At 49.6% G+C, this 13,885-nt stretch carries 11 protein-coding genes; 5 read left to right on the top strand and 6 right to left on the bottom strand.

What is annotated here, in order from left to right; genetic code table 11:
- Positions 1–659 precede the first annotated feature (659 nt).
- Positions 660–2,672 (top strand): glycine oxidase ThiO, encoded by a 2,013-nt coding sequence (thiO, locus tag ACFW2W_RS10665; protein WP_378177107.1) that lies wholly within the window; start codon positions 660–662, stop codon positions 2,670–2,672.
- Positions 2,673–2,855: 183 nt separating this feature from the next.
- Positions 2,856–3,035 carry a photosystem II assembly protein Psb34 gene (gene psb34 / locus ACFW2W_RS10660; protein WP_378177104.1) on the top strand — a complete coding sequence of 60 codons (180 nt, stop codon included), beginning with the start codon at positions 2,856–2,858 and terminating at the stop codon, positions 3,033–3,035.
- Positions 3,036–3,149: 114 nt separating this feature from the next.
- Here the strand turns inward: psb34 and ACFW2W_RS10655 are convergent, their stop codons facing one another.
- From ACFW2W_RS10655 to ACFW2W_RS10635, 5 genes are all read right to left on the bottom strand, one after another.
- Positions 3,150–3,953, bottom strand: coding sequence for a tetratricopeptide repeat protein (locus ACFW2W_RS10655; RefSeq protein ID WP_378177101.1), 804 nt, complete (start codon positions 3,951–3,953; stop codon positions 3,150–3,152).
- Positions 3,954–4,136: 183 nt separating this feature from the next.
- The gene (locus ACFW2W_RS10650) at positions 4,137–6,197 is read right to left on the bottom strand and encodes a ribonuclease catalytic domain-containing protein (protein WP_378177098.1); all 2,061 of its coding nucleotides are present in this window, start codon (positions 6,195–6,197) and stop codon (positions 4,137–4,139) included.
- Positions 6,198–6,323: 126 nt separating this feature from the next.
- Complete coding sequence (gene rpsR, locus ACFW2W_RS10645) at positions 6,324–6,539, bottom strand: 30S ribosomal protein S18 (protein WP_378177095.1); 216 nt, start codon at positions 6,537–6,539, stop codon at positions 6,324–6,326.
- Positions 6,540–6,625: 86 nt separating this feature from the next.
- Positions 6,626–6,820, bottom strand: coding sequence for a 50S ribosomal protein L33 (rpmG, locus tag ACFW2W_RS10640; RefSeq protein WP_378177092.1), 195 nt, complete (start codon positions 6,818–6,820; stop codon positions 6,626–6,628).
- A 50-nt stretch (positions 6,821–6,870) separates the two neighbouring features.
- Positions 6,871–7,413 (bottom strand): RDD family protein, encoded by a 543-nt coding sequence (locus tag ACFW2W_RS10635; protein WP_378177089.1) that lies wholly within the window; start codon positions 7,411–7,413, stop codon positions 6,871–6,873.
- Between the two features lie 297 nt (positions 7,414–7,710).
- On the opposite strand from ACFW2W_RS10635, the gene glp reads away from it, so the two are divergent.
- The gene (gene glp, locus ACFW2W_RS10630; protein ID WP_378177213.1) at positions 7,711–8,952 is read left to right on the top strand and encodes a gephyrin-like molybdotransferase Glp; all 1,242 of its coding nucleotides are present in this window, start codon (positions 7,711–7,713) and stop codon (positions 8,950–8,952) included.
- Between the two features lie 194 nt (positions 8,953–9,146).
- Here glp and ACFW2W_RS10625 read toward each other — a convergent pair whose 3' ends face one another.
- Entirely contained in the window at positions 9,147–10,784 is a 1,638-nt protein-coding gene (locus ACFW2W_RS10625; RefSeq protein WP_378177087.1) for a pentapeptide repeat-containing protein, read from the bottom strand.
- Positions 10,785–11,161: 377 nt separating this feature from the next.
- Between ACFW2W_RS10625 and ACFW2W_RS10620 the strand changes: the two genes are divergently transcribed.
- Both ACFW2W_RS10620 and pheT read left to right on the top strand, forming a co-directional pair.
- Complete coding sequence (locus tag ACFW2W_RS10620; protein ID WP_378177084.1) at positions 11,162–11,305, top strand: hypothetical protein; 144 nt, start codon at positions 11,162–11,164, stop codon at positions 11,303–11,305.
- Positions 11,306–11,337: 32 nt separating this feature from the next.
- Positions 11,338–13,878: a phenylalanine--tRNA ligase subunit beta gene (pheT, locus tag ACFW2W_RS10615; protein ID WP_378177081.1), complete on the top strand. Its 2,541-nt coding sequence runs from the start codon at positions 11,338–11,340 to the stop codon at positions 13,876–13,878.
- Positions 13,879–13,885: the final 7 nt, after the last annotated feature.

Here is a 13,885-nt window from a genome sequence, read left to right as displayed (position 1 = left end):
GATCGGGTACTAAACGCGATTATTTAGAAGATTATATTTTTAAAATCTTCTCCCTTCTCTCTAAAAGCTTATAAAGCTGTAATTTACAGTTATTGCAACTTTTATGTTCTTTTATTTAATAATTTGGAACAAAAGACAAAAATGTCCAGGCTAATGGAACACGCTGACACTACAACGTGAAACCGAGTCTTTCAGACTATTTAGGACTCTGGCGACAACGGCACTGGTCGAGAAAGTCTTAAACTGCACGGATAACTCGGATTGACTTCGCCTAATCGGCTACACTGGCTGAAGCAGATGGCTAGTTAAAACGCTCACAGAGGCATCTGCAAGTAAAGTGGGGATTTTGGTGAATAATTATTAATTTTTGAGAGACTGTTTTCCAGAAATCCGAGTTGAGGTCATGGTCACAGAGAAGATCGCTTCAGGGAAGGGATGAGGCTAAAATCAATCATAGAAAGGGGAAGAGGGGTGGTTTTGCGGAGCGCCTCGTGTCCCGAAGCAATCCGTCGGCATGACAGAGACTAAGGCGATCGCTACCTCTCATCGGCAACACTTCTTGACTAGGCTTAAATTAGAACGCCATCTTTTTCTAAGGCGTATGCGTTGATTTATTGAAAGCCTTAGAGTCGGATTTTAGTTAAATCGGCTATATCTATATGAATACAGAAAGTGACATTCTCATCATCGGCGGCGGCGTGATCGGCTTAGCGATCGCCCTCGAACTTCGCTTACGGGGGGCAACCGTCACCGTCCTGTGCCGCGACTTCAACTCCGCAGCGGCTCATGCCGCCGCTGGAATGCTGGCACCCCAGGCAGAAGGGATTCCGACCGGCGCAATGCTGGATTTGTGTATGCGGAGTCGGGATTTGTATCCGGACTGGGCGAGTAAACTGGAAGCGATCGCTCTTGTATCCATCGGCTACTGGCCTAGTGGCATCTTGGCACCCGTTTATGTCAAGACTGAGCAACGAGGACTCAGGACTGAGGAAGAAAATGCCATACTCACTCCTCAATCCTCAGCACTCTGGTTAGATAAGGATGCTATTCATCAAATTCAACCAGGACTGGGTTCAGATGTAGTTGGTGGTTGGTGGTATCCCGAAGATGGTCAAGTAGACAATCGGGCTTTAGTTCAAGCATTGCGGGTGGCGGTGAGAGAACTGGGTGTAAATTTATGCGAAGGCGTTGCAGCTGAAGCACTCCAGCAACAGAAGCGGCGAATCAGCTGCGTCAGAACAGCATCTGGGGATTTTCGCGCTCAACACTATGTCTTAGCCACCGGCGCTTGGTCAAATGAATTGTTGCCAATTCCAGTAAGTCCGAAAAAGGGTCAAATGCTATCCGTGCAAGTGCCTGGGTTTAACCAAGAAGGGTTGCCCATACAGCGAGTGCTGTATGGTTCAGACACTTACATCGTGCCGCGTCGGGATGGACGACTGATAATTGGAGCCACTAGCGAGGATGTGGGATTCACACCCCATAACACTCCAACCGGGATACGAACCTTACTGGAAAGTGCGATTCGCCTTTATCCCGCCTTGCAGCACTTTCCCATCCAAGAATTTTGGTGGGGATTTCGACCGGCGACACCCGATGAGTTACCCATTCTCGGTTCTAGCGCTTGCGAAAATTTAACGCTGGCAACGGGTCATTACCGCAACGGAATTCTGCTAGCACCCGTGACGGCTTCCTTGCTGGCAGACCTAATTTGGGAGCAAAAGTCCGATCCCCTGTTAGACCATTTTCACTACTCTAGGTTCTACGCTAAAACTAGCCCCGTCAATGCAACTCCAACCATGCTTCAATTAAGCCATCCCTCTGAATCCGGGCGATCCCAAGGGTTGTCCCTACCATTAAATCGCTCTTTAGAACTGCCATCCGATCCTTTAATTATTGCGGGTCGGACTTTTCGCTCTCGCCTGATGACTGGTACCGGCAAGTATCGCAGCATCGAAGAAATGCAGCAAAGTATTGCTGCTAGCGGTTGCGAAATTGTTACGGTGGCGGTGCGCCGGGTACAAACAAAAGCGCCCGGACATGAAGGGCTGGCTGAAGCGCTGGATTGGACAAAAATCTGGATGCTACCCAATACTGCTGGCTGTAAAACCGCTGAAGAGGCGATTCGAGTGGCGCGTCTGGGGCGGGAGATGGCAAAGCTTTTGGGTCAAGAAGACAATAACTTTGTCAAGTTAGAGGTGATTCCTGACTTAAAGTATCTACTGCCCGACCCGATTGGCACTTTGGAAGCGGCAGAGCAACTGGTGAAGGAAGGCTTTGCGGTTCTGCCTTATATTAATGCTGACCCCTTACTGGCTAAACGATTGGAAGAGGTTGGCTGTGCGACGGTGATGCCTTTGGGGTCGCCGATTGGTTCCGGACAGGGCATCAAGAATGCAGCGAATATTGAAATCATTATTGAGAATGCTGGGGTGCCGGTGGTGGTGGATGCCGGACTGGCTACGCCCAGTGAGGCAGCGCAGGCAATGGAAATGGGGGCTGATGCCGTGTTGATCAATAGTGCGATCGCACTGGCAAAAAATCCAGCCGCGATGGGTCGTGCAATGGCTCTAGGTGTCGAGGCTGGGCGTCTCGCCTATCAAGCCGGACGGATACCTGTGAAAGTCTACGCCAACGCCAGTTCTCCCCTGACCGGCACGATTACCAGTTAAAGGATAGAGGGGCTGAGGAGAATGTAAATTCAACTTCTACGCAGGGCACTCCTGCACCCAATCGCTACCGAGGTTCTCGCCTCTGGCTGAAGTAGTGTAAAAAATTCCTGCAAAAGATAGAGTTATTAACTCGATTCTTTGTTACAATTATTTACAAAGTTAAGCAAACAAAGGATATCATTCATGCGATATACAACTGAAGACGGCGGACGCTTGAACAATTTTGCAGTAGAACCAAAAGTTTACAAGGCAGAACCCCCTTCCAAGGATCAACAGCGCAACTACCTCTTCATGGGTATCGGAGCGATCGCTCTGCTTAGCAGCTTGATATTTGTTGCCATGTCGGCATCCAATGTAGGCTAAGCACCCACCTGATACTTTTCAGGAACGGGTTAAACAAGGCAAAAGTTAAACAGTAAAAAGAAACAGAATTTCTTTCTTTCGTCTTTTGCCTTCTATTTTGAATTGAACGTAGGTTTACGGTTGAAGGCTTTTTGTAGCTTCTAGCGCATCTTGGTAACTTTCTGTTCTTCCTTGGGACTTAAAAAGGTCTGCGGATTTCTGAAAATCCTTCACTGCGGCTTGGCGATTATTTAATCGTAAGTAGGTAACTGCCCGGTTGTAATAGGCTTCAGCAAATTTAGAATCTAAATTTACCGTCTGAGTATAATCGTCAAGCGCTTTGGCGTGTTCTCCTAGCCGGTTGTAAGCCAAACCCCGATTGTAATAAGCTCTGGCATTCTTGGGGTCGATTCGTAAGGCTTCGGTATAATCGGCAATTGCGGCTTGAGTTTCTCCTCGATCGTCGTGGGCATTGCCTCGGTTGATGTAGACACTCGCATCTTTGGGATTGAGTCGAATCGCCTCGGTGGAATCAGCGATCGCTTGTTGATAATTTTCTAGAAGATAGTAAGAATATCCCCGGTTGCCGTAAGCATTTCCGTACTGAGGATTAATCCGAATCGCCTCAGTATAATCTGCGATCGCTTGCTGGTAATTTCCGAGAACGTGACGGGCATACCCCCGGTTGTAATAGGACTCCGCATCGTTGGGAGCCAGCCGGATCGCTTCGTTAAAGTCTGCGATCGCCCCCTCATAATCACCGGCATCCAGTTTATCAACGCCCCGGTTGTATAAATCAACCGCGCTCATCGCTGCCTTGTTATTATCAGCGGCACTCAGCAACTGGCTGGGTGGCAACTGAGCGTAGACAGCAAGGGGAAGTCCACCAATTAGCGTGGTAATTCCTAAAATGGCGATAGTTCTGCGAATGTTATTCATAGCTTGTCTTTTCTCGCCCCGCTGGAAAGGACTGAGGACTGAAAGCTGAAGACTGATAATTAAGGTAGAAAATAAGCATCAGGGGAAACGTGAAATCTATTTTGTTTTTTCTTCCTCTTGAGTCAGTCCTCAGCACTATTTTCTCACTCAGTCCTCTTGAGTCAGTCCTCAGCACTCTTTTTTTTACGTGCCAGCTGGCTGAGCTTCTTGATCGATGAGCTGGCGGAACTGAATGACATCTTGCCGGGGATCGGCGTGGCTAACTCGGACTTCCAGGCGATCGCCCAGTGCCACTGAGTGGGTGAACCGCATCGCCAACTCCAACCCTAAATCTTCTAACAAAATTAATCCTAATCGGTCATCTTCTCGCAACCATCGCAGCATCAGCGCTTGCCAAACCTGATCGCCATGACGCCGCAGATACTCCAACCCCCAATAACGATTTGTCTGGCGTTCCACTAACCTTGCTTCTTGGGAAGCGGTGCCGATACCCAGCATGACTTCTTGTAACTCTTGCGCTGAGAAGGGGGTGGGTTCGCCGCGCAGGTGCGCCTTTATTTGGAAATGCGCCAGCAAGTCACTGTAGCGGCGGATCGGAGATGTTACCTGAGCGTAGGTTTCCAGCCCCAAACCGGCGTGTCGTCCCGGCGTGATACTCATTTCACTGCGGGGCATACATCCCCGCATTGCACAAAACCTCACGGGTCCCGCTGGCAGCTGCAATAGTTCCTCTTCTGAGGGAAGTTCGGGTTGGGGTTGACTGCGAAAGGGCAGGGGAATATTGTGAGTTTTGCCGTGATGGGCGGCAACTTCACCAGTGAGAATCATCATCTCCGCCACCAATTGGCGTGCGGGTGAGTCTTCTAAAATTTCAATGATGATTTCGTCACCATTTACTTTAATCATCGCCTCTGGCATATGGATGTTAATCGATCCTTGAGACTGCCGCCATAATTGGCGACGTTTCGCCCAAGAAGCGATCGCTGTTATCTCTGGTTCTGCCTGGATACCCAGTTGCAGCATCTCATCCACATCGTCGTAAGTCAGGCGATAGGTCGGCTTAATTAAGCTGGCACAGATGCTATAGTCCTCTACGGCTCCCCTTTCATCCAAAACCACGCCAAAACTCAGCGCCCAACAAATTTTTCCTTGCACTAGGCTCATCGGCCCGGTTGCCAAACTCGGCGGGAACATCGGAATCATCCCCGTCGGTAAATACAACGTCGTGCTGCGCCGTCTAGCTTCTAAGTCTAATTCGTCTCCTGGCGAAACCAAGCGCGAGGGGTCGGCAATGTGTATCCAAAGCCGCTGACGCCCATCGGCGAGGGTTTCCATACTCAAGCCATCGTCTATCTCCTTGGTACTTTCATCATCAATCGTGTACACCTTCAAATGAGTCAGATCCAATCGGTGCTCATCCGGATCGTTCGGCGCGAACTCAGCATACTGCTTAGCCACTTCTATCACCTTGTCTGGAAAGTGAACGGGGATCTGACTGCGCCGCAGATATAGATTTTCGTGAGGACTCCAAAATCCCAAATCCACCAGCAGTTGAAACGCAGCTTGGGGAGTTCCGGGGCGTCCAAGCTCGCTCATGGTTTCCAAAACAGGTGCTGGAGGGGGATAGGCGCGATTCAGAGATTCTTGATTCAGTCCAGCACGGACAACATCTGTCAACAAAGCCGCATATTTTTCAATGGCTTCCAGGCGTTGGCGTTCGCGGCGTTCCCACTCGACCTGTTCGCCTGCGAGTGCCTTTTGCACGCGCTCTACAAATTCTTTTCGTCGCCAGAGCCGTTCTTTTTCGACTTCTATCTGATGTTTCAGTTCTGCTACCTGAGTAGCAGGACGCGGCTCGTAGCGATCGCCTTTTTGCTTGAAATAAAGTCTATCTTCAGACAGCAAATAGTACGCCGCGTAACACAGCGGCGGGCTTTGGTCGGAAAACAGCACTGACGCCATTTCCACATCTGTAACGCTCATCCCATCCTCTACCAACAGTTCCCACGCTACCTCCAAGCCGGTTGGGTCTAGATAGCGCTGTACCTCTTGGAAGAAGCTGGAAATCTGTGCAGGTTTATAACTTTGACCTGCAATCTCATAGGTAATTTGCCGGGGATGGATGGTGTGGGATTGACCTTTCTCGTCTACCACAATCCAGTGCGTTTTGCCCTCTTGACGTTCTGCAACAGCAAGACGCCGCTCTCCATGCAGCCGAAACTCAATTAACGTTCCTTTCTCCACAAGTTTTTGGCTTACGCAGTAGCATTCATTGGACCCATCTATCTACCAGTTTAGCGGCGTGGCGATTGTAGATTGTAGATTTTCGATCTAAGTCCAAAATCCACCCATCCCCAATCCAAAATTGAGTTAACCTTCAGCGTTGATGAAGGGCAATAAAGCCAAAAGGCGTGCCCGTTTAATTGCTACGGTTAAATCTCGTTGTTGCTTGGCTGTTAGACCTGTAATTCGGCGAGGCAGTATTTTACCCCGTTCTGTAATAAATTTCCGCAATAGATCGACATCTTTGTAGTCGATGGGTTCATCAGGTTTAATCGGGGAAAGGCGGCGACGGAAGTAAGTCATCGTTAGTGGTTCGTTGTGAATTGTCAGCGGTCAGCACTCAGCAGTCATTGGTCATTAATATCAGACTAATGACTCAGGACTGATAATTACTTAATTTCTTTGTGGACGGTATGTTTGTTGCAGTGGGTGCAAAACTTTTTCAGTTCAATCCGCGCCGTGGTGTTACGGCGGTTCTTGGTGGTTGTGTATCGGGAAACTCCTGGCGATCGCTTGGCGATGTTGGTGCGACAGTCGGTGCATTCCAACGTCACAATCAGGCGCGCCCCCTTCTTACTTGCCATAATGCTATTTCTACAAAATCCAAGTGGACAAAATTAAACACAAACCATTATTATTTCATACGACGAGTCACTTGAGCAAGTAATTTCTTGACCCTAATATCTAGAGAGTAACCCCGGCGTGTCTGCACGATACAGGTTCGCCCAACGCGATCGTGAAAAGCTTGTTGCCACTCAGCATCTGCAAAAGCCACCCCACAATCCACAGCTAGAGGGCTGATCAGCAGCAGCAAAGAGATTCCGTTCGCCAAACCAATGCTCAGTCCCACCATCGCCAAAACAGCAGCGAATCCCAGAATACCTTCGCGCTTGCATAACTCAAAAAGCCCCGGCGTTTTGCGGTATTTGGGATCGACTACTTTCATATCCATTGCCCAGCGTCCCACACTCTGTCCCTGATTTCTCGCAACCAGAATCACCCGCAAAGCCAGCCATGCGACAATGAAAACCAGGATTTGTGCAATCGGGATGCCCGGAGCATTTGCCCCAAAGGGCAAGCTAAACAGCCAAATAATTAGAAAATCAATCGTAAAAGCAATACACCGTCGCTCAATAGGAACCTTAGGAAATCGGCGGTTGGTTAGTTCGTTACGCATGAAAAATGGCTTTTCCGACGGTCTATTTCTATATTAAGCTTTCAGCTATCCGCTTTTTGTCCGTTGTCCGTTAAGGCATCGATGGGAGCGACGACTGTAGGGTAAGACACTCCAAAAACCGCTTACTAACTAACTGGCATGGGCGGGTTTCATCGGATAGACAAAAGCGACTTACAGATATCTTGGTTAAAAGAGCCGCTATGCAATGCAACTAACCTGTAGATGCGATTAATCAGCGTCTCTACTGACTGACAATTCTTTAGATAATTCTTGAGATTAGAGGCTGAATTGATGGCGATGCTGTTGGTTAAAGAAGCAGAGGCAATCATTTTCGATTTAGTGCAACCTCTGGATAATCAGATGGATGCTGAGGTTGTAGACCTTTCTAGTGCCAATGGTCGGATTTTAGTGGGTGCGGTGACGAGCGAACTGGATTTTCCCCACTGGACTAACTCAGCAATGGATGGGTATGCGGTGCAATTTGCCGATGTGCAAGCAGCTAGTGCCGAACAGCCAGCGGTACTGGAAATTGTAGAGGAGATTCCAGCCGGATATCAACCGCAGCGATCGCTCCAAACAAGGCAAACCGCCCGCATTTTGACGGGTGCTGTGATGCCAGAGGGCGCTGACACCGTAGTGATGCAGGAAGTGACGCGACGGGAGGACAAGCAAGTGTTTATCTTAGCTGCTCCAGCAGCACCAGGAGCCTTCGTACGTCACCGGGCGTCTTTTTACCAGGCGGGAACCCCACTTTTACCAGCGGGGATTAGACTCAATGCTCCCGAAATCGCTATTTTGGCAGCTGCTCAGTGTACTCAATTGCCCGTTTACCGACGCCCTCGCGTGGCAATTTTGTCCACTGGCGACGAATTGGTGACACCCGATCGACCCCTGAAGCCCGGTCAGATTGTAGACTCCAATCAATATGCCCTCGCTGCATTAGTGGCCCAGACGGGCGCTGAACCTCAGATGATGGGGATTGTCAGGGATGAACCAGAGGCACTAAAGAAGGCGATCGCGCAAGCTGTCGCCACCGCTGACGTGGTAATTTCTTCCGGCGGTGTTTCCGTAGGCGACTACGATTATGTGGATGAAATTCTTGCCCAACTCGGTGCTGAGATTCACATCCGTGCGGTTGCTGTTAAACCCGGTAAACCTTTAACCGTCGCCAGATTTCCCAACGCCCAGCGCCCTGTCCTATACTTCGGTCTACCGGGAAATCCAGTTTCCTCTTTGGTAAGTTTTTGGCGATTTGTGCAGCCAGCCGTGAGAAAACTTGCCGGTCTTGCTGATGGCTGGGAGCCAAAGTTTGTACAAGCGCGATCGCATCACGATTTGCGCTCAGATGGCAAGCGAGAAAGCTACCTTTGGGGCAAAATGAATTTAGTAAACGGTGCCTACGAATTTCATTTGGCTGGCGGGAGTCACAGTTCGGGTAATTTAATTAATCTAGCTCAAACCAATGGTCTCGCTGTTTTACCAGTTGGTCAAACCTTCATTCCAGTGGGAGAGCCGGTGCAAGTTTTACCGATTGGCTAACCTAAAAAATCAGTGGTAAAAGTTTTTAAGTCAGGACTTACGCAAAGCTTATACATATAGCGTTCTTGTCGGTTCAATCCCCCTGTGGTTGCCCTCAGATGTGGTGCTATTGCGTAAGTCGTGTAAGTTTTGAGTTTTGAATTACAGAACTTTCTTCTCACTCAAAACTCATCACTCTCCTTCCCCATTTCCGATTACCAAAAACCTCTTTTGCCAGTGGGTAAAACGGTTGCCCAATTCGTTTTTGCCTGCGCCAGCTGTTCCTCGCTAACTTTTGCACCCGTGAGATTAGCGCCACACAAATTTGCGCCTCGGAGATTCGCATGATTGAGATAGGCAAAGCTCAAATCTGCACCGCGTAGGTCAGCTCCTTCCAAATTCGCCGTGCTAAAGTAAGCCCTGCCCAGATTTGCCTCCTTCAGAATTGCCCCAACTAAACTCGCTCTGCCAAAATCAGCACTTGTCAGGTCAGCTCCCTGAAGGTTAGTTTTATTCAACTTAGCCTGATGAAAAATGCCTCCCGATAGGTTAACCCGTTGCAGATTCAGCAAACTTAAATCTTGAGAGGCAAAGTCTCGTCTGCCTTTGGTGTAGGCAGTTAACACGCCGACGGCATCCAACTTGGCAGGAACTTTTGGCTTGGAATTGCCGCTAGAACCGCTATTTTTGAGCATCGTCGGCGGATAACCAGAGCCGGTAGCAGCACCTGGTTTGTACATACTTCCCCCGGTTTGCGGTCCCGTCATTCCTAACTTTTCTCGACGCGCTCGAATTGCCATCGCCAGACGTTCTGAGGCTGAGGTGCCAACCGAAGGGGTTGAGGAGAGAGTTGGGCTGCTTAAGTCTCCAGAGTTGTAGCGATTGCCCGTTTGTGGTGGTCGCTGCGAGTTATTGGGTTTAGTCGTTAAGCCTTGCTCCAAGCTGTCGAGATACGGTTCAAGGTCAAGCGCTCTCAAGACTTCCTCAGTAGACTGATAGCGATGACGAACCGAAACCTCCAGCAATTTTTTGAGAACATCGGCAAAATGATCGCTGATCTGAAGCTGCTTTCGCCAGAGCATTTCCCCTGTTGACGGGTTGTAATCTAAGTCTTTTGGCGATTTTCCAGTCAGCAGATAAACGCAAGTGACCCCCAATGCATACAGATCGCTAGCATAAACCGGGCGCATTGCCATCTGTTCGGGTGGGGCAAATCCGGGTGTCCCAATCGCGTAAGCCGTCAAAGCGGTTTGCTCGGAGCTACTGCTTGCCGTTGTCGGATTGACTTGGTTTTTCACCGCTCCAAAGTCAATCAGAACCAGTTTGCGGTCTTGTTCGCGGCGAATCAAGTTAGCTGGTTTGATGTCCCGGTGAATCACCTGCTGGCTGTGGATGTAATGCAGAACGGGCAAAATTTCGCTTAAGAATTGCTTGACTCCGGCTTCGCTTAGAGGACCCGCTCCTTTCACCTCCTGCTGTAGCGTCAAGCCGCTGATATACTCTTGCACAAGGTAAAACTGCTGATTGTCTTCAAAGTAATCCAACAGCCGTGGCACCTGGGGATGATTGCCAATCTTTCCCAAGGTTCTCGCTTCTCTTTCAAATAGATCGCGTGCCATTTGTAAAACGTGGGCTACAGTCGTTGCCGGTCTTAGTTGCTTGATCACGCAACTCGGCTCCCCAGGCAGAGACTCATCTTCAGCTAAAAAGGTCGCTCCAAAACCTCCTTGTCCCAGCGCTTTACTGACTCGATAGCGCTTTCGCAATAGGAGTTCGGAGCCACAGGCCCGACAAACTTCGGCGTGGTCGTGGTTTTGCGGATTTGGACAGGCGGGATTGAGGCAGTAGCTCATTCAGACTCACCGGGACGCTGCAACCGGATATTGCTACCCTAACTTTAATTATCGAGGCATTAATAAACAATAAGCATGGTACATTTACGGACAATTCTTTAAAGAGTTGCTAAAGACGATTAATCTTTGCTTAAAGAATTGAAAAACGATGTACTCCTGCAAATGCCAAGATTTTTCTCGAACATTGCAGTATAGATGGTATTAAATTGTCATCAAACAACTGGCGAACAGAAGAAGCGGATCGGGATTAAGCACAAAAATTGTTTCCATCTCTTTGATAGCACATCCGGAAGCGCTAGATGTGATTGGTGTTACCCCTGAAACTCTGATTACATCTGGAAGTGAGGGCAAAACTTGGGAAGAACAAAGGGGCAAAGATGCTGAGGGGCGCTGGTGCTAAGGAACACGCTCACCGGGAGAGGCGATCGCATTCACCCTCCCAGAAGGCTTCGTCTGCGTGTGCCATCTTTGGTACCCACTCGCCGCCGGACAAGCTTCACCTGTACAAAACGGTAAAATGATCGGGCTGAGGTAAGTAAAAGCTTAAGCGTAGATGCGTATTTCTCTGAACTGGCTACAAGAATTGGTTGACTTGAGGATGACTCCGGCGGAGTTGGCGCACACGCTAACAATGGCTGGGTTTGAAGTAGAAGATATTGAAGACCGTCGCACTTGGGCAGATGGGGTGGTGGTGGGGAAAGTTCTAGAGATTCAACCCCATCCGAACGCGGATAAGCTCAGGGTCTGTACGGTCGATGTGGGGGCAACGTCTCCGTTGAATATTGTCTGTGGGGCATCCAATGCCAGAGCAGATATTTATGTGCCTGTCGCCACCATCGGGACTTATCTGCCTGCTGTTGAGCTGAAAATTAAACCGGCTAAACTCCGGGGCGTTCCTTCTGAGGGGATGATTTGCTCTTTAGCTGAATTAGGTTTGGCAAAAGAGTCCGCAGGAATTCATATCTTTGGGCAGGAAAATCTGCAACTGGGTAGCGATGCGCGATCGCTCCTGGGCTTAGATGATGTGATTTTAGACTTGACATCTACAGCAAATCGTGCTGATGCTTTGAGTATGGTCGGCGTAGCACGGGAAGTCTCGGCGCTGACGGGTGCGGCGCTGCGACTTCCACAAGCCCCAGAAGTGTCAATCCCGACGGGGAATGGCGGTTTGAAGTTGCGAATTGCTTCTGGTCAAGCTTGTCCGGCTTATATCGGGACGGGAATCGAAAAAGTCAAAATTGCGCCTTCTCCGGCATGGTTGCAGGGGCGATTACAAGCCGCTGGAGTGCGACCCATTAACAATGTGGTAGATATTACCAACTATATTTTGCTGGAATGGGGTCAGCCGCTGCACGCTTTTGACCGCGATCGCTTGCAATCTTTGGCAAGTGGTGGAGGCGGAGGAACCTCACCGCTACAGATTGGGGTTCGCTTTGCCAATACTGGGGAATCCCTAAAAACGCTCGACGGTCAAACCCGCACCTTGCAACCCCAAAATCTGCTGATTACTGCCAACGACCAGCCAGTGGCACTAGCTGGAGTCATGGGCGGTGAAGAAACAGAAGTTTATGAGGGGACTGAAAATTTAATTTTAGAAGCCGCTTTGTTCGACCCGGTGGCAATCCGCCGGTCGGCACGCAGTCAAAATTTAAGGACAGAAGCCTCTGGACGCTACGAGCGGGGCGTCAATCAGGCAGAATTGGGAATTGCTTGTCAACGAGCGATCGCGCTGCTCTCGGAGTTCGCAGGTGGCACTCCCGTGGCACAGGAAATTGCCGATACAAGACCCGACCCCTCAACCTGGAGTCGCTCGATTGAACTGCGTCTAGACCGGGTAAACCACGTTTTAGGTCCGGTAGAGTTGGGAGATGCCACGGGGGAAGTTCACGCTGAAGATGTTGAGCGCATCCTAACTGCACTGGGGTGTCAGCTACAGCAAGTGACGAAAAAGGATGAAAGCAAAACGAGGAAGGATGAAGAAGATTCTAAGCTTCATTCTTCCGAATCCCTGATGTGGACGGTGAAAGTACCGCCCTATCGCTACCGAGACTTGGAGCGAGAAATTGATTTAATTGAAGAAGTTGCTCGCCTCTACGGCTACAACAAATTCTGCGACACCCTACCAGACAAGACTGAACCTGGGTATCTTTCTGTCGATCAGATGCTGATGCGCCAGATGAGGGAAGCTTTTCGGGCAGCAGGATTGACAGAAGTCATGCACTACTCTTACTCAGTAGCGAAAAGCAAGAACGATACAGAAGTAGCGATCGCTAATCCCATGTTTGCAGAATATTCATCTCTGCGAACTGAGCTGATCTCCGGCTTGATTGACGCCTTCCAGTACAACTTAGAACAAGGCAACGGCCCGTTGAACGGGTTTGAAATGGGTCGGATCTTCTGGCGGGAAGAGGATGGACTTATCGAAGCTGATTCCGTTGCTGGAATTTTAGGTGGAGACTCATGCACCCAAGGCACTTGGACGCGAGGCGGGAAGCCACAACCAATGACTTGGTTTGAAGCTAAAGGAGCGTTGCAAAGCGTGTTTGAGCAACTCAGCCTGCCAGTAGAATATCAACCAGACCGCCGCGACCCACGCCTGCATCCCGGACGCACGGCTTCTTTGTGGGTGCAGGGAAACCGATTGGGCACGTTTGGGCAACTCCATCCCCAACTACGGCAAGAACGGGACTTGCCTGATGAAGTCTACGTTTTCGAGCTGGATTTGGATGTTGTTTTGGATTACCTGGATGCAGAGGAAAACCGGACGCCCTTGTTCAAGCCTTACTCTACTTTCCCAGCATCAAGTCGGGATCTGGCTTTGTTCGCCTCGATTCAGGTTTCTGTCTCAGAATTGAAACGAGCGATCGCTAAAGCTGCCGTTGCGGGCAACCACAAGGGTACATCCCTACTAGAATCGGTCGAGTTGTTTGATGAATATCAAGGGAAAAATGTCCCAGAAGGACAGCGCAGCTTAGCGTTTCGCTTAGTTTACCGAGAAAGCGATCGCACTCTTACCGATGAAGATGTCGAGCCAGTGCATCAAAAAGTCCGCGAAGCTCTCGTCGAAAAATTCGGCGTTAATCTGAGAAGTTAAATCAAGT

Origin of the sequence: Coleofasciculus sp. H7-2, from assembly GCF_042747725.1 — a bacterium.
Classification (GTDB): domain Bacteria; phylum Cyanobacteriota; class Cyanobacteriia; order Cyanobacteriales; family FACHB-T130; genus FACHB-T130.
This window is presented reverse-complemented; position numbering and strand designations above follow the sequence as displayed.